At 60.6% G+C, this 23,937-nt stretch carries 23 protein-coding genes; 15 read left to right on the top strand and 8 right to left on the bottom strand.

What is annotated here, in order from left to right; all coding sequences use genetic code 11:
• Positions 1-17: 17 nt before the first annotated feature.
• The 3 genes from tfpB to F2P45_RS21610 form a co-directional block, all read right to left on the bottom strand.
• Complete coding sequence (tfpB, locus tag F2P45_RS21620; protein ID WP_166879851.1) at positions 18-1,829, bottom strand: type IV pilus assembly ATPase TfpB; 1,812 nt, start codon at positions 1,827-1,829, stop codon at positions 18-20.
• Positions 1,830-1,856: 27 nt separating this feature from the next.
• On the bottom strand, positions 1,857-2,639 hold the full coding sequence (locus F2P45_RS21615; protein WP_166879849.1) for a spermine/spermidine synthase domain-containing protein: 783 nt from the start codon (positions 2,637-2,639) through the stop codon (positions 1,857-1,859).
• Between the two features lie 212 nt (positions 2,640-2,851).
• Complete coding sequence (locus tag F2P45_RS21610; protein ID WP_166879847.1) at positions 2,852-3,385, bottom strand: YMGG-like glycine zipper-containing protein; 534 nt, start codon at positions 3,383-3,385, stop codon at positions 2,852-2,854.
• Positions 3,386-3,796: 411 nt separating this feature from the next.
• Between F2P45_RS21610 and F2P45_RS21605 the strand changes: the two genes are divergently transcribed.
• The 6 genes from F2P45_RS21605 (at position 3,797) to F2P45_RS21580 (ending at position 9,498) form a co-directional block, all read left to right on the top strand.
• Complete coding sequence (locus F2P45_RS21605; protein WP_166879845.1) at positions 3,797-4,195, top strand: barstar family protein; 399 nt, start codon at positions 3,797-3,799, stop codon at positions 4,193-4,195.
• Positions 4,196-4,308: 113 nt separating this feature from the next.
• Positions 4,309-4,926 (top strand): phosphoribosylglycinamide formyltransferase, encoded by a 618-nt coding sequence (purN, locus tag F2P45_RS21600; protein ID WP_166879844.1) that lies wholly within the window; start codon positions 4,309-4,311, stop codon positions 4,924-4,926.
• 12 nt (positions 4,927-4,938) lie between these two features.
• Positions 4,939-6,261, top strand: a complete 1,323-nt coding sequence (locus tag F2P45_RS21595) for an RsmB/NOP family class I SAM-dependent RNA methyltransferase (RefSeq protein ID WP_166879842.1) — start codon at positions 4,939-4,941, stop codon at positions 6,259-6,261.
• Between the two features lie 13 nt (positions 6,262-6,274).
• Positions 6,275-7,591, top strand: a complete 1,317-nt coding sequence (locus F2P45_RS21590) for a mechanosensitive ion channel family protein (protein ID WP_166879841.1) — start codon at positions 6,275-6,277, stop codon at positions 7,589-7,591.
• Between the two features lie 111 nt (positions 7,592-7,702).
• Positions 7,703-8,914 carry a DesA family fatty acid desaturase gene (locus F2P45_RS21585; protein ID WP_166879839.1) on the top strand — a complete coding sequence of 404 codons (1,212 nt, stop codon included), beginning with the start codon at positions 7,703-7,705 and terminating at the stop codon, positions 8,912-8,914.
• A gap of 83 nt (positions 8,915-8,997) precedes the next feature.
• A complete protein-coding gene (locus F2P45_RS21580; protein ID WP_166879836.1) occupies positions 8,998-9,498 on the top strand; it encodes a low molecular weight protein-tyrosine-phosphatase in 501 nt (166 codons plus the stop codon).
• A gap of 95 nt (positions 9,499-9,593) precedes the next feature.
• Here F2P45_RS21580 and rpmG read toward each other — a convergent pair whose 3' ends face one another.
• The 3 genes from rpmG to radC form a co-directional block, all read right to left on the bottom strand.
• The gene (gene rpmG / locus F2P45_RS21575) at positions 9,594-9,764 is read right to left on the bottom strand and encodes a 50S ribosomal protein L33 (RefSeq protein ID WP_197422130.1); all 171 of its coding nucleotides are present in this window, start codon (positions 9,762-9,764) and stop codon (positions 9,594-9,596) included.
• Between the two features lie 10 nt (positions 9,765-9,774).
• Positions 9,775-10,011 (bottom strand): 50S ribosomal protein L28, encoded by a 237-nt coding sequence (gene rpmB, locus F2P45_RS21570; RefSeq protein ID WP_054264245.1) that lies wholly within the window; start codon positions 10,009-10,011, stop codon positions 9,775-9,777.
• Between the two features lie 159 nt (positions 10,012-10,170).
• Entirely contained in the window at positions 10,171-10,845 is a 675-nt protein-coding gene (radC, locus tag F2P45_RS21565; protein ID WP_166879834.1) for a RadC family protein, read from the bottom strand.
• A gap of 199 nt (positions 10,846-11,044) precedes the next feature.
• On the opposite strand from radC, the gene F2P45_RS21560 reads away from it, so the two are divergent.
• From F2P45_RS21560 to F2P45_RS21525, 8 genes are all read left to right on the top strand, one after another.
• The gene (locus F2P45_RS21560) at positions 11,045-12,460 is read left to right on the top strand and encodes an SH3 domain-containing protein (protein ID WP_166879831.1); all 1,416 of its coding nucleotides are present in this window, start codon (positions 11,045-11,047) and stop codon (positions 12,458-12,460) included.
• 114 nt (positions 12,461-12,574) lie between these two features.
• Positions 12,575-14,044: a hypothetical protein gene (locus F2P45_RS21555; protein ID WP_166879828.1), complete on the top strand. Its 1,470-nt coding sequence runs from the start codon at positions 12,575-12,577 to the stop codon at positions 14,042-14,044.
• Between the two features lie 103 nt (positions 14,045-14,147).
• Positions 14,148-14,603, top strand: a complete 456-nt coding sequence (locus F2P45_RS21550) for an FKBP-type peptidyl-prolyl cis-trans isomerase (RefSeq protein ID WP_166879826.1) — start codon at positions 14,148-14,150, stop codon at positions 14,601-14,603.
• A gap of 187 nt (positions 14,604-14,790) precedes the next feature.
• On the top strand, positions 14,791-15,738 hold the full coding sequence (gene ispH, locus F2P45_RS21545) for a 4-hydroxy-3-methylbut-2-enyl diphosphate reductase (protein WP_187367206.1): 948 nt from the start codon (positions 14,791-14,793) through the stop codon (positions 15,736-15,738).
• Positions 15,739-16,011: 273 nt separating this feature from the next.
• The gene (locus tag F2P45_RS21540) at positions 16,012-16,941 is read left to right on the top strand and encodes a branched-chain amino acid ABC transporter permease (protein ID WP_166879823.1); all 930 of its coding nucleotides are present in this window, start codon (positions 16,012-16,014) and stop codon (positions 16,939-16,941) included.
• A gap of 18 nt (positions 16,942-16,959) precedes the next feature.
• Positions 16,960-18,168 carry an ABC transporter permease subunit gene (locus F2P45_RS21535; protein WP_166879820.1) on the top strand — a complete coding sequence of 403 codons (1,209 nt, stop codon included), beginning with the start codon at positions 16,960-16,962 and terminating at the stop codon, positions 18,166-18,168.
• A 21-nt stretch (positions 18,169-18,189) separates the two neighbouring features.
• Entirely contained in the window at positions 18,190-18,963 is a 774-nt protein-coding gene (locus F2P45_RS21530; protein ID WP_166879816.1) for an ABC transporter ATP-binding protein, read from the top strand.
• On the top strand, positions 18,960-19,685 hold the full coding sequence (locus tag F2P45_RS21525; protein WP_166879813.1) for an ABC transporter ATP-binding protein: 726 nt from the start codon (positions 18,960-18,962) through the stop codon (positions 19,683-19,685). The genes F2P45_RS21530 and F2P45_RS21525 overlap by 4 nt, the downstream gene beginning before the upstream one ends.
• Positions 19,686-19,789: 104 nt before the next feature.
• On the opposite strand, the gene F2P45_RS21520 is transcribed toward F2P45_RS21525, so the two are convergent.
• Together F2P45_RS21520 and F2P45_RS21515 are read right to left on the bottom strand one after the other, a co-directional pair.
• Positions 19,790-20,179: a hypothetical protein gene (locus F2P45_RS21520; RefSeq protein ID WP_166879810.1), complete on the bottom strand. Its 390-nt coding sequence runs from the start codon at positions 20,177-20,179 to the stop codon at positions 19,790-19,792.
• 25 nt (positions 20,180-20,204) lie between these two features.
• The gene (locus F2P45_RS21515) at positions 20,205-20,606 is read right to left on the bottom strand and encodes a hypothetical protein (protein ID WP_166879807.1); all 402 of its coding nucleotides are present in this window, start codon (positions 20,604-20,606) and stop codon (positions 20,205-20,207) included.
• Positions 20,607-20,928: 322 nt separating this feature from the next.
• On the opposite strand from F2P45_RS21515, the gene F2P45_RS21510 reads away from it, so the two are divergent.
• Positions 20,929-23,724 (top strand): hypothetical protein, encoded by a 2,796-nt coding sequence (locus tag F2P45_RS21510; protein ID WP_166879804.1) that lies wholly within the window; start codon positions 20,929-20,931, stop codon positions 23,722-23,724.
• Positions 23,725-23,937 lie beyond the last annotated feature (213 nt).

Here is a 23,937-nt window from a genome sequence, read left to right as displayed (position 1 = left end):
TGTTGTTGTGGCCTTGTTCAGGTCAGCTTGGCGGTGACCTTGAGCACTTCCTCGGCCGTCGTCACCCCTTCCATGATCTTGTACGCGCCGGCGATGCGCAGCGGTTTCATGCCGTCGTCGACGCTCTGCTTGCGCAAGGCCGCCAGGTCGGTCTGCTTGCCGATCATGCCGGTAAAGCCTTCCGTCACCGTCAGCAACTCGTACAGCCCGGTGCGGCCGCGAAAGCCCGTCTGGCGGCATTCCGGACAGCCGATCGGCCGGTACACCACGGCCGGCTTGGGAATGTTCCAGGAGCCGCCGATGCTTTCCCATACGTCGTCGTTGAGCTCGCCCCCGGGCGCCTTGCACAGCGGGCACAGGGTACGCACCAGGCGCTGCGCCATGATGCCGATCAGCGTCGCTTCCAGCAGGTAATGCGGCACCCCCAGTTCCAGCAGGCGCATCACGGCCGAGGGCGCATCGTTGGTGTGCAGTGTCGACAGCACCAGGTGGCCGGTCAGGGCCGCCTGAATCGCCATTTCGGCCGTGGCCAGGTCGCGGATCTCGCCCACCATGATGATGTCGGGGTCTTGCCGCATCAGCGCCCGCACCCCATCGGAAAAGCCGAGGTCGACGCCGGGCTGCACCTGCATCTGGTTGAACGAGGGCTCGACCATCTCGATCGGGTCTTCCACCGTGCACACATTCACTTCGGTGGTGGCCAGTGCCTTGAGCGTGGTGTACAGGGTGGTGGTCTTGCCCGAGCCGGTCGGGCCGGTCACCAGGATGATGCCGTGCGGGCGCGTGGTCAGCCCGTCCCAGCGCGCCGCGTCGTCCGCCGGGAAGCCGAGCTCGGGCAAGGTCTTGACCACCACTTCCGGATCGAAGATCCGCATCACCAGTTTTTCGCCGAAGGCGGTCGGCATGGTCGACAGGCGCAGCTCGACTTCCTGGCCGCCGCTGGTGCGGGTCTTGATGCGGCCGTCCTGCGGGCGGCGCTTTTCGATCACATCCATGCGCCCGAGCAGCTTGATGCGCGCCGTCATGGCGATCATCACCACCGCCGGCACCTGGTAGACCTGGTGCAGCACGCCATCGATGCGGAAACGCACCGAGGCAATCTCGCGCTTCGGTTCGAGGTGGATATCGGACGCGCGCTGCTCGAAGGCGTATTGCCACAGCCAGTCGACGATGTTGACCACGTGCTGGTCGTTGGCGTCGAGCTTGTTCGACTTGCCCAGTTCGACCAGCTGTTCGAAATTGTTGCGCAGCGCCAGATCCTGGCCCTTGGACTTGTTGGCGTCCTTGATCGACTTGGCCAGGCTGAAGAACTGCGAAATATATTGCGAGATTTCCAGCGGATTGGCGATCACCAGCTCGATCTTGCGCCGCGATACCTTGGTGATCTCGGCTTCCCACTCGACCGAGAACGGCTCGGCGGTGGCCACCACCAGGGTGGTGCCGCTCAGTTCGATAGGCAGGATGTTGAAGCGCGCGGCATAGCTTGCGGTCATCACATCGGCCACCTTGGTGAAGTCGATCTTGAGCGGGTCGATGCGGATGAAGGGCAGCCTGACCTTGCCCGCCGCCCATTCGGTGAGCACGTCGAGCGTGAGCAGGCGCTGCGGGGCGATGGCCGAGACCAGCTTGCACTGTGCCACGGCCGAGAGCGGATGCATGGAGCCCACCGCCGTTTTAAGGATGCCCTGGGCCTGCGCGAAATTGGCCTTGACGTTGACCTTTTCCACGATGCCGTCGGCCAGCAGCCACGAAAAAATCGCCTGCAGGTCGAGCGACTTGGGGGTGGTCCGCCTGGGCGGCGCACTGGCTTCTTTATGTTCTGCGTTCAATCCGTTGTCTCCGATGGCAGTGGGCACTTACTTGGGTGCCAGCAAGCCCTTGACCCAGGATTTGGCCGGCAGCTTGGTGGCCGCCACGATCTGCGCGGCGCGCGCGGCGAGTGCCTCGGGGTCGATCGCCGGGCGCTGTTTGAAGCACAGGGCGACCACATTGCCGTCGTGGACTTCCGGCAGGCAGATCACATGGGCGAAGGCGAATTTCATCGCCTTGATATTGCGCGCGAAGCTGGGATGGTCGCCGAACAGGTTGACGCTCATGATGCCGCCGTCGCGCAGGCAGGCGTTGCAGGCCTGGTAGAACTCGGGCGTGTCGAGCACCGGACCGCGCGCGGTGGCGTCGTACAGGTCGCATTGCAGCACGTCGAAGGCGTCGGCGTTGGCGGGATCGTTGACGAAGTCGAGCGCATCCATTTCCAGCACGCGCAGGCGCTCGTCCTCGGGCGGCATCTTGAACATCGAGGCGCAGATGGCGATGACGGACGGGTTCAGTTCAACCGCCGTCACCAATGCCTCGGGGAAGGTCTTGTAGCAGTATTTGGTCAGGGTGGCCGTGCCCAGGCCGAGCTGGGCGATGGCGCGCGGGGCCTCGATGAACAGCATCCAGGCCATCATCTGCTGGGCGTATTCGAGCTCTGGCCAGTCGGGCTTGCGGATGCGCATGGCGCCCTGCACCCATTCGGTGCCGAAATGCAGATAACGCACGCCATCCTGTTCGGAAAGGGTAACTGGCGCAAACTTGGGCTTACGGGCGGGACGGCGCGAGGATTCGGCCTGTTCGATGGATTTTCGTTTGATGAGCATAGGACGCCTGATTCGATCGCCCATTATCGGTGGATGGCTTACTTGAGTGCAAGCTAAATGCGGGGTGATCAGATTGGTGGCCGATCTACATCGGTTGCGTGAACCGCTACCCCCAAAACCGTCTTTCCCGGCCTGGGCGGCCCCCTTGGCGGGAAAGACGGCTTTTAGAGTAATGGTGCTAACAAGCTTGAGAATTGTTGAAGCGCCGCAAATTACTGCCCCCGCTCCGGCTCCACCGACACGCGCAAGCGGATGCGCTGGCCCGGGTCGCGGTCCATCAGGCTGGTGTACGTCTGGCCGCGGTAGTCGTAGGTGACATCGTAGCCGGTCGTGCGCGACTCGTACGCATCGACCATGCGGCACTGGCGCACCGCCTGTTCCTGCATGTACTGCTGCTGGGCCTGTACCGGGCGGCCGTTGTTGTCGACCCGGTCGCCCACCACCGCGCCGGCGATCGCGCCGGCCGCCGTGGCCGCCGCGCGGCCGCTGCCGCCGCCGACCTGGTTGCCCAGCAAGGCACCGGCGATGCCGCCGATGATGGCGCCGCCCGCGCTACGCTGCTGCGGCTGCTGTTGTACCGGCACTTGCACGTACTCGGTCTTGCATTCCTCGCGCGGCTGGCGGATCTGCTCGACCCGCGGCTGGACGCGGATCACGCGCCCGTAGTCGGCGAAGTCGGTCGCCTGGGCAAACGGCAGGGCGCAAATGCCCAGGGCTGTCACGATCAGTTTGGTGTGCATTTTCATGGGATACCTCGTTGTAGGGTAAGACAATGTAAGAGGGCTCTGAGTTCCAAGCCTGAGAACCACGAATACATGGTAGTCCTGTCAGCCCCGATTTTGAAATCCGCATGGCAACAATTTGTAACAGCGGAGAATACCTCCGGTAGCAGGTCGCAGAATGGGGCGCTCTTGCCGCCTTGATCCGCGAAATTAGAGTCTTTCTACAGAAATTGCTCTGATTTATTACAAATATTGTGGTTCAAATCACATTCGGGTTGATTCAGTAACCACAAAACGTTACCCTTATACGATTAGGGGGTATATTGGCGGGTGGCAACGGTAGCAGGAGATCGGCGTTTTCCCCGGTAAGCGCGACGCATCGGCAACAATAGAACTGAAACGCACCCGACCACACCAGGACGACTTGAGGGAAAAATGAGTTTGTTGATTACAGTGCCGCCCAATCTTGTGCAGTCCATCCGTGCTTTCCGTGTCGTGGAACTGCAAGAAGAAGCAGTCCGGCTGGGACAGCATTTCCTGTACGCGCATTGCGCCGATACGCTGACCAAACAGCAGGTGTGCGGACGCATCGCCGAAAATTTCTATTTTCCCAAGCCTTGCGGCAAGAATTTCGACGCCCTGGGCGAATGCCTGACCGATACCATCCATAAAGCCGGCAACCAGCCGGGCTTTATCGTGGTCCTCGAACAATTGCCAAATACGCAGAAATTCGACAAGGAAGCGCGCGAAACCCTGCTCGACGTGTTCCGCGACGCCGCCGACTACTGGGCCGAGAAAAAAGTGCCGTTCCGGGTGTTCTACTCCTTCGAATAAGGCGCTGGCGGCACCCGCCGGGCCCTGGATCCGCACACGCCATCCGTGCTGCGCTGCAACAATTGCATCCCGGTTTATTGGTTCGGCCAGCCGCTCAGGGTACAATGCGCGCTATGAAAAACATTGTGATCCTCATTTCCGGGCGCGGCAGCAACATGGAAGCCGTCGTCCATGCTGCTCGGGAAGAGCAGTGGCCGGCGCGTATCGCGGCCGTCATCAGCAACAAGGCGGACGCCAAAGGCCTCGAATTTGCCCAGAAACACGGCATTCCGACCGCCGTGGTCGCCAACAAGGAATTCGCCACGCGCGAAGCGTTCGATGCCGCCCTGCAAGAAACCATTGACGGCTTCGCGCCCGACCTGGTGGTGCTGGCCGGCTTCATGCGCATCCTCACGCCAGGCTTTGTGGCCCATTATGACGGGCGCATGCTCAATATTCACCCCTCGCTGCTGCCGCTGTTTCCGGGCCTGCATACCCACCAGCAGGCGCTCGACGCCGGCGTGGCCAGGCACGGCGCCACGGTGCATTTCGTCACCGCCGAACTCGATCACGGCCCGGCCGTGCTCAAGGCGGAAGTCGACGTCTTGCCGGGCGATACCCCGGACACACTGGCCGCGCGCGTGCTGGTGCAGGAACACACGCTGTACCCGCGCGCGATCCGCCTGTTCGTCGAGGACCGGCTCAGCATCGACAACGGCGACGTTCGCATCGCCGATAAAACAAATAATTAACCAAGGAATACCATGAGATTGCCACCAGCGATTCTCGCCAATACAGAAGAAGTATTGCGCGAGATCTTGCGTTTTTCGGCGCCTGCCGACACCACCCTGTCGCGCTACTTCAAAGACCACCCACGCCTGGGCTCGCGCGAGCGCGGCGCCGTGGCGGAAGGCATTTACGCCATCCTGCGCAACAAATCGTTCTTCACCGACTTCGCCGAAGCGACCTCCAGCCCGACCATGCGCCGCCTGACCATCCTCGGCCTGGCCGAAGCGGTGGGCGTCGATTCGCTGGGCGGCCTGACCGAAGAAGAAACCGAATTCCTCAACCGTATCGCCCAGATCGACCGTAACCTGATGCCGCCGCAAATGCGCTCGAACCTGCCGAAGTGGCTGTTCGACAAGTTCGTGGCCCAGTACGGCGAAGCCGAAACCTTGGCCCTGGCGCACGCCCTGAACCAGCCGGCGCCGCTCGACCTGCGCGTCAATTCGATCAAGGCCACGCGCGATGACGTCGTCGCCGGCCTGGCCGAAGCGCCGATCGAGGCGATGCCGATGCCGTACGCACCGCTCGGCCTGCGCGTGCTCAAGAAGCCGACCCTGCAAAACCTGCCGCTGTTCAAGAGCGGCGCGATCGAGGTGCAGGACGAGGGCAGCCAGGTATTGAGCCAGATCGTCGGCGCCAAGCGCGGCGAGATGGTGGTCGATTTCTGCGCCGGCGCGGGCGGCAAGACCCTGGCACTGGGCGCGCTGATGCGCAACACGGGCCGTCTGTACGCTTTCGATATCTCGGAAAAGCGCCTCGCCAAGCTCAAGCCGCGCCTGGCGCGCAGCGGCCTGTCGAACGTGCATCCGGTCCAGATCGCGCACGAACGCGATGCCAAGATCAAGCGCCTGGCCGGCAAGATCGACCGCGTGCTGGTCGACGCCCCATGCTCGGGCCTGGGTACCCTGCGCCGCAATCCGGACGTGAAATGGCGCCAGAAAGTCGAAGCCGTCGCCGAAATGCAGGAAAAGCAAGCCTCGATCCTGGACGGCGCGGCGCGCCTGCTCAAGGGCGGCGGACGCCTGGTGTACGCAACGTGCAGCCTGCTGGACGAAGAGAACGACTTTATCGTCGAGCAATTCCTGGCCGCGCATCCGGAGTTCGATCTGGTGCCGATGAGCAAAGTGCTCGCTGAGCAAAAGATCGACCTGGAGATGGGCGACTACCTCAAGCTGTTGCCGCACAAGCACCATACCGACGGCTTCTTCGCCGCCGTACTGGAACGCAAGCCAATGGCCCCGAAGCCACCGAAAGACAAGCCGGCTGACGAAGCCGACGCCGACGCCGACGCCGACGAATAACACCGACTAGCCCATGCCCTTATCGAACGTGCTGTCCGACCTGATCGACGATTTCGACAAACCCAGCTTCCTGTACCAGGCTGGGGCCATTGCGGTGTGTATCGTACTTGGATGGGGGCTCGGCTACGCGATCCGGCGCGCCTGGCTGCGCGGCCGCTCCGGAAGCGGGGTGGTGCAGATAGGCGTGGAAAGTTTTTCCTACGTGCTAAGTCCGCTGGCGGTGGTCGGGTTTCTCGCCATCGCCAAATTGCTGTTCGTGGCGGAACGCTACAATGTGCACCTGCTGCGCCTGGCGCTGCCGCTGTTCGCCTCGCTGGCGGTGATCCGCCTGGCGTTCTACCTGATGCGGCGCGTGTTCGCGCGCCACGGTCCGGTCGGCGCCGCCATTCTTACTTTCGAGAAAATCTTCGCCATGCTGGTCTGGCTGGCCGTGGCCTTGTACATCGCCGGGCTCTGGCCGGATGTGTTCAAATTCCTCGACGATACCGAGCTGCCGTTCGGCAAGAACAGGGTGTCGCTGGCCTCGATTTTGCAGGCCATCGTCTCGGTCGTGATCCTCTTGATGCTGGCGCTGTGGGTCGGCGCCGCGCTGGAAGAGCGCCTGATGGGCGTGCAGGGCATTCACACTTCCTCGCGCGCCGTGATCGGACGCATGAGCCGCGCGGTGCTGATCATTATTGCGGTGCTCGGCAGTCTGACCCTGGTCGGCATCGACCTGACCGTGCTGTCGGTGTTCGGCGGCGCGCTCGGCGTCGGCCTCGGCCTGGGTATGCAGAAAATCGCCAGTAACTATGTGTCGGGCTTCGTCATCTTGCTCGAACGCAGCCTGGCCATCGGCGACATGATCTCGGTCGACAAATACACCGGCAAGGTGACCCATATCAATACCCGCTACACTATCCTGCAAGGGCTCGATGGGGTGGAAACCGTATTGCCGAACGAAATGCTCATCTCCGGCCCGGTGCAGAATCAATCCTTGTCGCACCGCTCGATCCGGGTGGCGACCACCCTCAGCGTGGCCTACGACAGCGACCTGGCGGTGATCATGCCCCTGCTCGAACAGCAGCCGCACGGGGTCGAGCGGGTGCTGGCCGATCCGGCGCCGGGAGTCTCGCTCTCCAAGTTCGGCGTCGACGGCTTCGACCTGGAAGTGGGCTTCTGGATCAGCGACCCGGAAAACGGCCGTGGTGGCGTGATTTCCGAAGTCAACAAGAAGATTTACGCCCTGGTGCAGTCGGGCCAGATCACGCTGGCGTCTCCTTCGCGCGACACTCGCGCGCTGGACGCCCAGATGGTGGCCGTGCTTGCTGGAATTTCTCGGCCAAGTTGAAATCATTGGTGACAATCGTACCGTGCGGTACGGTATCGTCGTAAAATGGCTCACTCGAACGTTGCCATGTGGCATGGTCGAGATACCAACGTCTACCAATTTGGAGCGGGAATGAATTTGTTTAGCACCACCATGAATGCTGTGCTCGATTTTATGTCGACGGGTTTGATTGGCCTGTCCGGCTGGGAAGTCGTGATTTACACGCTGATCGTCACGCATATCACGATTGCCAGCGTCACCATCTATTTACACCGCCACCAGGCGCACCGCGCGCTGGACCTGCATGCGATTCCAAGTCACTTCTTCCGTTTCTGGCTGTGGCTCACCACCGGCCAGGTAACCAAGGAATGGGCCGCGATCCACCGCAAGCACCACGCCAAATGCGATACCGCCGAAGATCCGCACAGCCCGGTCACGCGCGGCATCCGCAAAGTCTTGTTCGAAGGCGCCGAGCTGTATCGCGCCGAGTCGAAAAACCTCGAAACGATGGAAAAGTACGGACACGGCACGCCGACCGACTGGATCGAGCGTCATGTGTATACCCGTTACAGCTGGCAGGGCGTCGCAGCGCTGCTGGTCATCAATTTTGCCCTGTTCGGCGTGATTGGCGTGACCATCTGGGCGATCCAGATGGCATGGATTCCGATTACCGCGGCCGGCATCATCAACGGCATCGGCCATTATTGGGGCTATCGCAATTACGATTGCTCGGACGCGGCCACCAACATCATCCCGTTCGGCATTCTGATCGGCGGCGAAGAGCTGCATAACAATCACCACACCTTTGCCACCTCGGCCAAGCTGTCGTCGAAATGGTACGAATTCGATATTGGCTGGTTCTATATCCGCGTGCTGGAAACCCTGGGCCTGGCCAAGGTCAAGAAAGTGGCGCCGAAGCCGGTGTTTGAACCGGGCAAGACGGTGGCCGACCTGGAGACCTTGCAGTCGGTGATCGCCAACCGCTATGACGTGATGGCGAAATACGCCAAATCGGTCAAGCAGGCCTGGCATGACGAATTCGAGCATCTGAAGCACAAGGCCGAGCTGGAAAAGCGTTTCCTGAAATCGTCGCGCAAGCTGTTGCAGCGCGAGCCGGGCAAGCTGGAAGATCCGCAGAAGCAGCAATTGATCGAGTTGTTCCAGCACAGCAAAGCGCTGGAAACGATGCACCAGATGCGCGTGGAGCTGGGCGCGATCTGGGAACGCTCGCACTTCACGCGCGACCAGTTGCTGCAGCAGTTGCAGGACTGGTGCGCCCGCGCCGAAGCGTCCGGCATCAAGTCGCTGCAGGAATTCTCAATGCGCCTGCGCAGCTACGCATAGCCGACGACGTTTTCTCAGCTTTTCATATGAAAGCCGTCATTCCCGCGCAGGGATGACGGCTTTTTTACCTTAACGGATTCATCATGACCAAGAAAATCGCCATCCTGTTCGTCTGCATGGCCAATTACTGCCGCTCGCCCACCGCCGAGGGCGTGTTCCGCAGCCGCGCCAGCGCGGCCGGCCTGGACCCGTTCCTGCTGATCGATTCGGCCGCCACCTCGAATTACCGGATCGGCCATGCGCCCGACCCGCGTTCGAGCGATCACGCCGCCCGCCGCGGCATCGACCTGAGCGCCCAGCGCGCGCGCCAGATCACCCTGGCCGATTTCGAGAACTTCGACCATATCTATGGCATGGACCGCCAGAACATCGCCATGCTCAAAAGCGCCTGCCCGCCGCAGTACCACCATAAAATCGGCCTGCTGATGCAGTTCGCCACCCGCTCGGACTCGGACGTGGTGCCCGATCCGTACGGCGGCGATATCGATGGTTTCGAACTGGTCCTCGACTATATCGACGACGCCGCCGACGGCCTGGTGGCCAGCCTGCGCGCACGGATCGACGCGCTACGCGGCGCCACATAAAGCAAAAAAGCCGGACGAAACAAAAGAGCCGGACGAAACAAAAGAGCCGCGCACTTGCGTGGCGGCTCTTCTGGTACTGAAATCGGGATCGCGGATTACTTGATCTTGGTTTCTTTGTACATCACGTGCTTGCGTGCTTTAGGATCGAACTTCATGATCTCCATTTTAGCAGGCATCGTGCGCTTGTTTTTATCGGTGGTGTAGAAGTGACCCGTACCTGCGGTCGATTCCAGCTTGATTTTGTCGCGGCCAGTTTTTGCCATGATAGCTCCCTAATTAAACTTTTTCGCCACGGGCACGCATGTCGACCAGCACGGCATCGATGCCGACTTTGTCGATTACGCGCAGACCGGCGTTGGACAGGCGCAGGGAGACCCAGCGGTTTTCCGATTCCACAAAAATACGACGATTTTGCAGGTTAGGCAAAAAACGACGCTTCGTTTTGTTGTTAGCGTGGGAGACGTTGTTACCAACCATCGGGCCCTTGCCAGTTACTTGGCAAACACGTGCCATAGCGCACTCCTTGAATATATCCAAAATTGGAAAAACAAGAGTATAGCGTGAAAAGCGAAGTTAAATCAACGACTTGTGAAAAACAATTGTGTCTTGTTATCGAATAAATTTAACAATATGGGGCGCCGGCAAATCCGTGCAGGGCGACGGCCACCCTGTTTACATCTGTCCGTGCTCGGCGAACGAGTGCACATGCGGACCGGCGACAACAAAGTGATCGAGCACGCGCACATCGATCAGCGCCAGGGCTTGTACCAGCGAACGGGTCAGCAGCAGGTCGGCCTCGCTGGGGTCGGGCGTCCCGGATGGGTGGTTGTGCGCCAGCAAGATACTGGCCGCGTTGCGCGCCAGTGCCGCCTTGACCACCTCGCGAGGATGCACGCTGGTGTGGGTCAGGGTGCCGCGGAACATTTCTTCGCAGGCGATCAGGCGGTTTTTCACATCCAGGAACAGCACCAGGAAGGATTCGTGCGGCTGCCGGCCCAGTTGCATGCGCAGGTATTGGCGCACCGCTTCCGGCGAGTTCAATAGTTCGCCGCTCTCGAGCCGCTCGCCGATGGCGCGCTGGGCCAGTTCCATCACGGCCTGCAGTTGCGCGAACTTGGCCGGCCCCAGGCCGTGCACCGTCGACAACTGGATCAGGCTGGCGCCGAACAGGCCGTTGATCGACCCGAAGCGCAGCAGCAGCTCGTGTCCCAGTTCGACCGCGCTTTTGCCGCGCACGCCCACGCGCAGGAATACGGCCAGCAATTCCGGATCGGACAAGGCCGACGCCCCTTCGCTGATGAGCCGCTCGCGCGGACGCTGCTGTTCGGGCCAATCCTTGATTCCCATCGCGCCTCCAATTCAAGGTTAAACTTGCAACATGGTGAGCCTCGGGCGAACGACGATCAACGCGGACATTGGCTTGTCAGCCGGCTGGCCGGATCGCAGCACGACACCCCATTATCGGCGTGCCGAGGCGCGCCTTACTGATCCCGCCATGACAATCGGCGGGAACCTGGAGTGCATTTTGAAATCGATGGATGCTTGCATGCGCATGATCGCCCTGGCAGGAATGGCCCTGCTGATCCCCATAGTCCAGGCCGCGCCCGCCGCACCGGCGCAGCGCTGGGTCGACGGCGGCGACGTCATCCTGCGCGCCGGGCCGCAGTCCGACGCCGCCGCCGTGGCCCGCCTGCCGCGCAACAGCGTGGTCACCCTGGTGCGCGAGGAAAGCGCGGTCGGCTACTGCGCAATCCGCACCGCCGACGGCATGGCCGGCTATACCGCCTGCCGCTACCTGATGCGCGCGCCGGTCATTGCCGTCGATGCGCAGGGAAAGCCGCGTCCGCAAGAACCGGATCCGGAGCGCGCGTTCTGGCTGCAACCGGACTGGAGCAACCTGGAGCGCTACGCGCAATCGCTCCGGGATCGCAACCTGCGCATCAAGCAACAGGGGCCGTTCCCGCGCAGCGAGGCGCTGGAAAAAATGAAGGCGCACCTGGCCCTGGGCATGCACGCCGCCAAACCCGCGCCGTTCGCCGACTGGGCCGAGCTCAAACGCACGGCGCTGCGCCTGCGCGCGCAGGACAAAGCCGGTGCGAAACAAGCGTGGGAAATGGCCGCCGACCTGCGCGAGAAAGTCGGACTGGCGCCCAACGAACTGTACAACAGCGACGACGCGGCCGGCCGGCGCCGTCTGTCCGGCGTGATCGGCGCGCTGGAGTTCAGCGCGGTGACGCCGTCGCTGTTCCGCAGCGAAGCCCAGGTGGCGCCGCCGTCCAGCAGCGCCGAACAGGCGGGCGGGCGCTTCGGCATCAAGTTCCGGCAGCTGGTCAAGCCGCGTCCCAAGCCCGCCCAGGTGAGCGAAGACGACGAGTCCCCGGGCGACGCGTCGCCCGGCGAAGCGTCGCCCGGCTTGTACGATATGCTCAACCGTACCGATGCCCTGGTGCGCCCCGTGCACCGGGTCCAGCTCGATCGCGACGGCACCCTGCGCGTCCAGCCGAGCCTGATCCGCAAGACCGAGACCTTGTGGGGCGATGCCGACGCACCCGAATGCAAGGGCTGGGTTCCCGGTTTCGCCTACGGCGCCGCCGATGCCGGCCCGTGGCGCTTCTTCGGACACCTTGCCGCTGCCAACAAGAAAGAGAACACCCAGCCGCCCGGCAGCCTGTTCGCCTTCTACACCACGCTCGACCAGGCGCCCGGCCCGGCCAGGGTCAGCGAGGCGCGCATGACGCTCGAGCGCGCCCGCACCGGTTTTGTCAAAGGCACCCATCTCTACTACGACCTGAACGCCGACGGCATTGCCGACCTGGCCGTGTGGGAAGGGGAGGGCAAGGGGCCGGGCGATATCGTGCGGCCCACCACCGCCACCGACGACCGCTGGTACCGGCTGGTGCTGGTCAATATCAATGGCGCCTGGAAAGTACTCGGCAGCGACTATTTCAGCTACGGCTGCTGAAAGGCGGTGGTTTTCCCTTTGCCACCTATAATTAACCAAAAGCAATTACAATGATGCTGTAAAGACGCCGTCCTCCGCTGTCGGGTCCGGCACATCATTGAATAAGGAGCGCTCATGCGCACACTCGCCCTGCTGGGCATCTTGCTGCTGGCGGGGGGCGCCCAAGCTTTGCCCGCCGCGCCATTGCAGCGCTGGGTCAACGCTGACGATGTGCGCGCGCGCTCGCAACCGGGCCACGGCAAGTTCGGCGCGGCCCTGCTGCGCGGCACCATGGTCAATCTGGTCGGCCTTTACGAGCTGGACGGTTTTTGCGCAGTAGAGACTGACGCCGGGCACGGCTATGTGGCATGCAGCGTTCTTGACGATAAGCCGGTGATCCCGGCCGATGTGGTCGGCGTGCGGCGTATCGAGAGCGACCCGTTTCCATACGACCATGCGCTGCGCGTGTTCTGGCCTGAACCGAGCTGGAGCAATCTGGAAGAGTACGCACGCAATCTCGTCGAGCGCTATCCCGATAGTCCGAATCCGACGCCGTATCCGCGCAACGAGGCGCTGGAGAAGATGAAAGCCGACCTGGCGCTGGGAATCCACGGTCCCAGGCCCGCGCCCTACGTGGACTGGGCCGACCTCAAGCGCCAGGCCGTGCAACACGGGCAAATGAGCAAGCAGACCCGCCGCCTGGCCTTGCAGGGCAAGACCGATAGCCAGGCACTGCAGGCGCGCGCGGAACGGGCGCAGCAGATCATGGTGAACATGCGCGATGCGCTCGGTTTATGGGGCACCCTGCACAACACCGGCGACAGCGTTGGCGAACGCCGCCTGCTCGCTGTTGTGGACGCGCTGGAATTTTCCCGGGTCGGGCCGTCGCTGTTCCGCAGCGAGGCGCAGATTGCGCCGCCGGGCGCGTCGGCCGAACAGGCCAGCGGCCGCTTCGGCATCGTCTACCAGCAAACGGTCGCCGCGCGCCGGACGGACTCGACGCCCACGCCCGGCGCCGAGCCCGATGACGAGAGCGTGCATATGCAGGGACTTTACGATATGCGCAGCCGCACCGATGCACTGGTGCGCCCGGTACAACGCGTGCAGTTGATGCGCGACGGCCGCCTGCACAGCGAAGCGAGCGTGCTGCGCAAGACCGTGCGCTTCTGGGACGAGGATGCGCCCATGTGCTGGGACTGGACCTACGGCTTCACCTTTGGCGACGCCGATGCCGCTCTGTGGCGCAGCGCCGGCGGCGACGTTGAGGACAAGAAAAAAATCGACGCCAGGCCCACCGCCGGCCTGTTTGCGTTTTACACAACGCTGGCGCTGGCGCTGGCGCCCGGCCCGGCCGCCGTCCGCAAAACCACGGTCAAGCTCGACCGTGCCCGTACCGGCTTCATTGGCGGAACGCATTTGTACTTCGATCTCGACGCCGACGGCATGGCCGACCTGGCCGTGTGGGAAGGGCAAGGCAAGGCGGATGGCGACCTGGGCGCTGTAACCATTACCGACGACCGCTGGTATCGCCTCATGCTGGTCAATATCAACGGCGCCTGGAAAGTGCTCGGCAACGACAGCTTCAGTTACGGCTGCGGCTGCTGAGCGGGCACGGCCGGCCCGCTTGTCCGCCATCAAAATGCGGACGGGCGAGGCTGTCCGGCTCCCGGTGGCTTACAATGGTGCTTTGCACGCCTCGATACCGACCATGTCCACTACCACCCCCGCCGTCGTCACCGAATCGGCCTACCTGACCCTGCATTACCGCCTGGCCACGCAAGACGGCACCGATCTGATCACGACCTTTGCCGGCAACCCGGCCACCCTGATGATGGGCAGCGGCCAGCTCGCGCCTTTCCTCGAAACCTGCCTGATGGGCTTGCCGGAAGGCACGCACCAGACCTTCCAGCTGGCCCCGGCGCAAGCGTTCGGTGAGCGCAACCCGGAGCTGGTGCGCGATGTCTCGCGCGCCACCCTGGACGAGAACTCCGCCCCCGGCGCCGACTATCAAGTGGGCGACCTGGTCGATTTCGCCGCACCGGGCGGCGGCCGCTTTGCCGGCGTGCTGCGCCAGTTCGGCGAGGACGCGGTGACCTTCGACTTCAACCATCCGCTGGCTGGCCAGTCGCTGCAATTCGAAGTACGTCTGATTTCGGTACTTTAATTGTGAGGACCTCGACAAACCTACTGCGCGGCGCAATTTTCGCCCGGGACACGAAAGTCCTGCGATGCTCACCGTACCTTCGTACGGCTGCGCTTCTCGGACGAAACTTGCACCGCTCGCTACGGTTTTTCGAGGTCCTCCTAGCGTTGCATAAACAAATGTTGTATAAATAATACAGAGGCTCATCATGGACAGCGAAATTCTCCTGGCCCAGCCGCGCGGTTTTTGCGCCGGCGTCGACCGCGCAATCGAAATCGTCGAGCGCGCCCTGCAACAATTCGGCGCGCCCATCTACGTGCGCCACGAAATCGTGCACAACGCCTACGTGGTGGAAGACTTGCGCAACAAGGGCGCGATCTTCATCGAGGAACTCGACGATGTCCCGCCCGGCAACACCCTGGTGTTTTCCGCCCACGGTGTGTCGAAAGCGGTGCGCGCCGAAGCCGAAGCGCGCGGGCTGACCATTTTCGACGCCACCTGTCCGCTGGTGACCAAGGTACACGTCGAGGTTGCCAAGATGCGGCGCCAGGGCTGCGAAATCGTCATGATCGGCCACGACGGCCATCCCGAAGTCGAAGGCACCATGGGCCAGACCGAAGAGGGCATGCACCTGGTCGAAACCGTGGCCGACGTGGCCACCTTGCAAGTGAAGACCCCCGACCAGCTGGCCTACGTGTCGCAAACCACCTTGTCGGTGGACGACACGGCCGACATCATCGCCGCGCTCAAGGAAAAGTTCCCGAACATCATCGAGCCGAAGAAGGGCGACATCTGCTACGCCACCACCAACCGCCAGGAAGCGGTCAAGTTCATGGCGCCCCAGGTGGAAGTGGTGATCGTGGTCGGCAGCCCCAACAGTTCGAACTCGAACCGCCTGCGCGAAGTGGCGGAAAAGAAGGGCACGCCGGCCTACATGGTCGACAACGCCTCCCAGATCGATCCGCAATGGCTGGTCGGCAAGCTGCGCATCGGCGTCACGGCCGGGGCCTCGGCGCCGGAAGTGCTGGTCCAGGCCGTCATCGACCGCCTCAAGGAACTCGGCGCCCGCAGCGTGCGCGCGCTCGACGGCGTGGAAGAGCATGTGACCTTCCCCTTGCCCAAGGGACTCGACGGTATCAAGGCCGGGGTTGCATAACCCAAAGCATGGCCGTTTGTCAAAATTAAATTCGGAACACGTGTGATTTTCCGATATTAGTTTTTTCCAAACCTCGTTATGATGTTGACGCTCGGATGTTTTGTCATCGGGACGTCATGTTCGTTCTGATGGCGCAAGGTGCAGCAAAGACATGAAAAACCGCCGGTTCCGTGGCCAGGGACGGCGGGCAGCTTGTCGGACTTGGCCATGAGCGGCACTACGGGGGGGGCTCCGGGTGCCGTTTTTGTTAGATCGAATTGAAACGGGGTCATCATGGATACCTTCATCCAACAAATTATCAACGGCCTTGTGCTCGGCAGCATGTATGCCTTGGTCGCGCTCGGTTACACCATGGTGTATGGGGTGCTCAACCTGATTAACTTCGCCCACGGCGATGTGCTGATGATCGGCGCCATGGTTGGCTTGTCGATCCTCAAGGGACTCGAGATCGTCGCGCCCGGCCTGCCCGGTTATGTGAACCTGGCGATTGCCATCCTCGGTGCCATTCCGGTGTGCATGATCGTCAATGTCCTCATCGAACGGGTCGCCTACCGGCGCCTGCGCAACGCTCCCCGCCTGGCCCCGCTGATCACCGCGATCGGCATTTCGACCCTGCTCACCACGTTCTCGATGATGATCTGGGGCCGCAGCCCGCTGTCCTTCCCGCAACTGCTGTCGAGCGAACCGATCCATATCGGCGGCGCCGTGATTTCCCAAACCCAGGTGCTGTTGCTGGCGCTGGCGGGCATGTCGATGGGCGCGCTGGTGCTGCTGGTCGAAAAAACCAAGATGGGCCGCGCCATGCGCGCCACCGCCGAAAATCCGCGCGTGGCCGGCTTGATGGGGGTCGACTCGAACAAAGTCATCGTGGCCACGTTTGCCATCGGCGCGGCGCTGGCCGCGGTGGCCGGCGTGATGTGGGGCGCCAACTATTCCTCGATTCAATTTGCGATGGGTTTCCTGCCCGGCCTGAAAGCCTTCTCGGCGGCGGTGCTGGGCGGCATCGGCAATATCTACGGCGCCATGATCGGCGGCATTCTGCTCGGCCTGATCGAAGCGCTCGGCGCCGGCTACATCGGCGCGGCCACCGGCGGCTTTTTGGGCAGCCACTACCAGGATATTTTCGCCTTTGTCGTGCTGATCATCGTGCTCACGATCCGGCCATCCGGCATCATGGGCGAGCGCGTCGCCGACCGTGCCTGAGCACAGAAAAGGAACATCATGGCTCTGCTCTCATTCAACTTCGAAACCCACCCGCGCCAGGCCCGCATCAGCACGGTGGCACTGCTGCTGACCTTGCTGATCTTTCCCTTCGTTGCCCAGCAGTTCGGCAACTCGTGGGTGCGCATCATCGACATGGCCCTGCTGTACATCATGCTGGCGCTGGGATTGAACATCGTGGTTGGCTTCGCCGGCCTGCTCGACCTCGGCTACATCGCCTTCTTCGCCGTGGGCGCCTACATGACCGGCCTCCTGGCCTCGCCGCAATTTGCCGCGCTGCTCGAATCGGTCGTCAACCAGTATCCGGTGTTCGGGGAATGGCTGGTCGCGATCATGGGGCCGGAAATCAGGGAGAGCGGGATCCACCTGTCGGTCTGGCTGATCGTGCCGCTGGCGGCGGCCACGGCCGGCTTCTTCGGCGCCCTGCTGGGCGCGCCGACGCTCAAGCTGCGCGGCGACTACCTGGCCATCGTGACCCTGGGTTTCGGCGAGATCATCCGCATTTTCATGAACAACCTGAACGAACCGATCAACTTCACGAATGGTCCGCAGGGCATCAACCTGATCGATCCGATCCGCATTTTCGGGGTCTCGCTGGCCGGCGAGCCGGGCTCGAAAGCGACCGTCTTCATCGGCAGCTACGGCATGCCGTCAGTGAACGCTTACTACTTCCTGTTCCTGTTCCTGTGCATCGCCATCGTGTTCATCACCTCGCGCCTGCAGCACTCGCGCCTGGGGCGCGCCTGGGTCGCGATCCGCGAAGATGAAATCGCGGCCAAGGCCATGGGCATCAACACCCGCAACGTCAAGCTGCTCGCGTTCACCATGGGCGCCTCGTTCGGCGGCGTGGCCGGCGCCATGTTTGCCTCGTTCCAGGGCTTCGTGTCGCCGGAATCGTTCTCGCTGACCGAATCGATTGCCGTGCTGGCGATGGTGGTGCTGGGCGGTATCGGCCATATTCCGGGCGTGATCATGGGCGGCATCCTGCTCGCGGCCTTGCCCGAAGTGCTGCGCCACGTGGTGGAACCCTTGCAGATGACCTTGTTCGGCAAGGTCCTGATCGAAGCCGAAGTGCTGCGCCAGCTGCTGTATGGCCTGGCGATGGTATTGATCATGCTCAACCGTCCGGCCGGCCTGTGGCCGTCGCCCAAGCACGAAGACCGGCCAGATGCCGCCGAGACCAACAAGAACGGCGAGTTGCCGGCGTAATGGCCGCGTGAGGATATCCAGATGAGCGAACAAGTCATTCTCCAGATCGACGGCGTGAACAAGCGCTTCGGTGGTTTGCAAGCGCTGACCAACGTCGGCATCAAGATCATGCGCGGGCAGATTTACGGCCTGATCGGCCCGAACGGCGCCGGCAAGACCACCTTCTTCAACGTCATCACCGGGCTGTACCAGCCCGATACCGGCACCTTCGAGCTGGCCGGCAAACCGTATTCGCCGTCCGCGCCGCACCTGGTGGCCAAGGCGGGGATTGCCCGCACCTTCCAGAACATCCGCCTGTTCGGCGAGATGACGGCGCTCGAAAACGTGATGGTCGGCTGCCATGTGCGCACCCACCAGGGCGTGTTCGGCGCGGTATTCCGGCACAAGGCGGCGCGCCTGGAAGAAGCGGCGATCCGCGCGCGCGCGCAGGAATTGCTCGATTTTGTGGGCATCGGCGCGTTTGCCAAGCGCACCGCCAAATTCCTGTCGTACGGCGACCAGCGCCGCCTGGAAATTGCGCGCGCGCTGGCGACCGAGCCGCAACTGCTGGCGCTCGACGAACCGGCCGCCGGCATGAACGCGACCGAAAAACTGGCGCTGCGCGAGTTGCTCATCAAGATCAAGAACGAAGGCAAGACCGTGCTGCTGATCGAACACGACGTCAAATTGATGATGGGACTGTGCGACCGCATCACCGTGCTCGAATACGGCAAACCCATCGCGGAAGGCTTACCGGCCGACATACAGAAAAATCCGGCAGTGATCGAAGCCTACCTGGGAGGTGCTCACGCATGAGCGACAACATTCTGAAGATCCAGGGCTTGAAGGTGGCCTACGGCGGCATCAAGGCCGTCAAGGGCATCGACCTGGAAGTGAACAAGGGCGAACTGGTGACCCTGATCGGCGCCAACGGCGCCGGCAAGACCACCACCCTGAAAGCCATCACCGGCACCCTGCCCGATTGCAAGGTCGAGGGCACGATCAGCTACATGGGCGCCTCGCTCAAGGGCAGCAAGTCGTTCGAGCTGGTGCAGCGGAAACTGGCCATGGTGCCGGAAGGGCGCGGCGTGTTCACGCGCATGTCGATCCTCGAAAACCTGCTGATGGGCGCCTACACGCGCAACGACAAGGCCGGGATCGATGCCGATGTGGAAAAATGGTTCACGGTGTTTCCGCGCTTGAAAGAACGCGCGGCGCAGATGGCGGGTACCTTGTCGGGGGGCGAGCAGCAGATGCTGGCGATGGCGCGCGCGCTGATGAGCCATCCGAACCTGTTGCTGCTGGACGAGCCGTCGATGGGCCTGGCGCCGATCATGGTGGAAAAGATTTTCGAAGTCATCCGCGATGTGCACAAGCAGGGGATCACGGTGCTGCTGGTGGAGCAGAACGCCAAACTGGCGCTGGAAGCGGCCAACCGCGGCTATGTGATGGATTCGGGCGCGATCATCATGGGCGGCAATGCGCAGGACATGCTGCACGATCCGCGCGTGAAGGCGGCCTACCTGGGCGAGGAGTAAGGAAAGGCGGCGTGCGCGGTATTCTCCGGTTAGCGGAGACGGCACATCGGCTCAGCACGCTGGCCGCGCTTGGCCGCTACCCAGCTCTGTAGTCAGGCGCAATCTTAGCAGGGCGGCGGGGAATTGTTGTTTTTGCATTCCATCGCTTTGAGCCGCTCTCTCAGATCATTGATGATGACGTTACTCGCTTCTAGAGCTTGATTGGTAGAATTGAGCCTTTGCTCTACCTGAGAAAGTTTTGCGTGCATTTCCACAACATATTTCCCGTCGATACTTTCTAGCCGTTTTATCTCAGGTTTCAGGATGATGGGTGTTGGGGGATGGCATCCAAATTCGGTATGGATACATGGCCCTTGAAATATTTCATCCGCAACAATGTAATTTACGGTGAAAATCGTTGGTGGAGCTAATGGCGCATGAGCATCCGCGACCACCTCGGAAACGATAAACAATTGAAAGATCGAGATAAAAAGTATTCTTCTAGTATTTTTCATTATGTTTCCAATATTTCAAAAATTTTCATTTTTTAGGATCCAAGCAGGCCGCATCAGCTTGAGTCGCTGCTTTGCATTCTATGTCTCGTATTCTGAATCGTAATTCTTCTATTGCATTCAAAGAATTCGTCAAATTCGCTTTTGTCGCTTGCAAATCTTGATTTTGTTGCTCGATAAGAATTCTCTGCGCCCCTATCTCTTGCAATAGATTTTCCTTTCGTTGGTCTACCCCACGAACGACCGACCGCAATAGCAAGAGCGCGGTATCTGTCCTCATCAAGTCCACATATTGAAAAACCTCGCCACCTACTTTCACCAATACACGGTTGTCGGCGGGATTGACAATTCGCCATTCGTAATAAGTAGTTTCATTGTCAAATCTGACTGCTTGCTGCACAGGATTTCCTCCACGAATCAATGCCTCCAAGATGTGTCCGCTATCAATCGAAGGGGGCGCTTATCCCTCGGTCATCGTCGCGCCTCTCAGCCAACTGGGCAATTGCGCAAGCCCTGCCGCTGGCCAGCCAGTAACAGCAAGCAAGAGAAGCGTTAATATCCTTATCGATGGTTTCACAATTTCTCCTTGCTCAAAAAAAATAGTGCACATAACCAATTGATTTTCATAAAATCGAAACAATGTATCAGCAACTTGTTTTTTTTATGAATCTACTATAATTTAGCGTTCGGCACTAGGTTTTTAAGAGTTTCCATTATTCAAGCAACTGCTTCATCATCCAGATGGAGGTAACATGTTGTCAAAACAAAATATTTTGCTTGCTGCCCTTAGCGGAGCTGTCTTCTCCTCGCATGCCGACGCGGCCGAACTCACCCCGGCAGTTCTGGACTTCGGAAAGTCCGTGGTCAGCCTGGTCGTTGTCACAGCGAAAACGCCAGAGCCTGGCAATGGCAATCAGTACGTCGAGCTGGCCAACAAGCTTGAACATCAAATCCTGACAGCCCGTGCCGCTGGCGCCGTCACTTCCGCCAATGCAAATATGGTTGCTGCCGCGCTAACGACGTATGCCGCCGTATCTCCCGAGCCGATTACCAAGGTTGTCGCAGCAGCAGGCGCGTGGGCAGCAAATGAGCAAGGCAAATTTATCGCCGACACCGTCATCAAAAGTGCCGAAGCACAGTCGGTAAAGGTGTTGAAGAAATTTCTGGACGATCAACAAGTATCTCCGCAGCAATTGGCGAGCATGTCGGCTGATGAGTTTGTGAAATTCAGCCGTACTTTGCAGAGCGGCAACCAGACCCTGTCGGAGGCACTCGCCGACGTGCCGGGCGCTCAGATAGCGCTTGAAGCGTCGGCGCGGGACTTTATCGGGCAAGGTACTGCGGCAGTGTTTCTTCAAGTTGGAGAAGTAAAAGATTCCGTCAAGGAGCTGAAGCAGGGCCTTGGCAACACCGTCAAAGCCGTGGAAGACCTGAAAAGGATCGCGGTCGACACCAGCAAGTCCCTGGTTGAGTTGCGGGACATTACTGTGGACCTGCGCAAAGGCATACAGTCTCTTCAGGGCGATGTTTCAGCCAACACGGCATCGATACGCGGTCTGATTGAAGTCAGTTCAATGTCCTGGACGCCCCAGCAAAAGCTGAGCGCGGTGAATTCCGGTCTTTTCAAAGACATCGTCGGCGCGGACAAGGACAAGTTGATCGCGGTCCTGACAAAAGAGATCCGGCGTGATGCACTGGTAGGCGAGCTCAGTTTGCGCGGCAGACAGTTAGGCCAGCTGGCTGGCATTGCTTCCGATCTCGGAGTCGATCCGAAGGTAGTCGATGCCATGGTCAAAGGTCAGCAAATTGCGGGCGCCGCGGTGGCGTTCGTTTCGGGCGATTATCTCTCGGCCGCGTCCGCAGTTGTGTCTATGTTCGGCGGTGGCAAGCCCGACGCAGGCGCCACGCGGCATGCTGAAATGATGAAATATCTCGGCGAGCAGTTCGCGAAAGTGAATCTCAAACTCGATGAGATTAAAAAGCTGCAAGAAGAAACCTTAAAGGAGACCATCGCTCTGAGACAAGATGTCATGGAGCTCCGGCAGGCCATGGATGCCGGATTTCGCCGGATCGAAGATCAAATCTATCTGAGCCAGGAGCTATCACGCAAGATTATCCGGGAAAAATGGGAGTCATGCGATAACGTGCTGGTTCCTCTACTCGGATATCCCGTCATCAAATCGGCTTATGATTTGAAAACGCTTCTGAGCGTCAACGAGCGCGACAATCTGGCAACGTGCTATACAGAGGCAAAAAAACACTTTACGCATTGGAGCGATCCCGACCAATGGCCGTCGTCGATCATTGACTTTAGCGTGTTCAGCCTGTCGCTGCCTAGTACGGATACTGCGCAGTTGGGTAACGCCAGAATGTATGCCGACACGGCAAGGCAAATATTTACTGAGACACGAAATTTTGTGATCGCCGCCATGCCCCGGGATAGAATGCTGTCGCAATTGGGGCGATTCGCGCTGCCAGCCACATTCGCCAACCATACTGAAAATCTGGAACTAACGTCTCACTCCGCTTTCGCATCGGATGACTGCACAGCAGGTCCGGTCGATGCGCTTCCCCCTCTGCTACGGCTCGCATGTCCGCAATACGATAGTTCGACGGGAAGACCGGATGCAAACAGGTTGCCTAATATCTTGGCGCCTACTCTGATCGGGCCGATGGCACCGAAAACCATCGAACTCGGCTTGTTGATGAGCGACATGGCCGATCTGCTCCATAAGCAGAACGGGGAAACCGACTTTGATTTTATGAATAGCGACGACATCGACACATTGATGCGTGGACAGCTCAGCAAAAGGGGAAGGTCGAGTCTCGATCAGCAAAAGGGTCTCCATCTGTTGAAGGCGATCGATCGCTTCAGTTTGAACTGGCTGATCCAGCAGTCTGTCATCTTTGGAGACCATACCGCTTATTTGGTGACGGAAGTTCTCTACGACACCGAAAGCAACGCACTCTTTGTAAAAGACCCCGGGCCTGATATGAAAGCGGAAAAGCGGGCCTTCATTGTCGGCGCGCTGAACGCGATGAAGGCGAATTCATCCCTTGCGCGTAACGTGGTTCTGCTTGGGCTACGCAAGTCACTCCGTCAAAGATACGGCAAGCTACCTGTAGTCAATTACGAAATTGGCTGGAAGGGGCTGCTGGAACCGGCCGCTTGCCGGGGAAGTGGTGCTTTCGCAGAGCGCCTGAACAATTTGCTCCAGCCGTCAAAGCCAAGTCTGAGCGCCAACTGGAGCTTCCGGCGTATCGCCACGCCAGCGGAGGCCGGAAAAGGCGCGGCGTACGAGGGCTGCCCTGTTGACGACTCTGCGGATAAACGTGCGGGAACGGGGGTTGCGGTGCAATTTGACGGTTTCCATGTTCGACTCCCGAATCCAAAACAACTGGAACAGGGAAACCTCGAACAGCCCGCCAGTCTAAGGCAGGCAATCTTCTATCGTAACAAAGTCACACAAGCACTTGTCGCCAGAAACCTGTTGAGTACTGCAAAAGGTATTGTCGACCCAGCTGGTCTGCTTCAACTTTCCAGGTAACGCAAAATAGTACGGTCTCCTCATTTCCGGAGCTGCCTGGATGGGCGCCAGGCAAACGCAGGATCGCGCGGTGCAGCGGCCTTCTTCTAGCCTGGATGTTTCATAAACGTCATCCGCAATTCCGAATTGTCGCTCTCGACGCCGCTCGGTTCGAATTATCCTATTGTGGGCAATAGGCGCCCTACCCAATTGAACGGGGCAGGGTATAGCGGC

This window comes from Massilia mucilaginosa (assembly GCF_011682145.1).
In the GTDB taxonomy this organism is placed as follows: domain Bacteria; phylum Pseudomonadota; class Gammaproteobacteria; order Burkholderiales; family Burkholderiaceae_D; genus Telluria_A; species Telluria_A mucilaginosa.
This window is presented reverse-complemented; position numbering and strand designations above follow the sequence as displayed.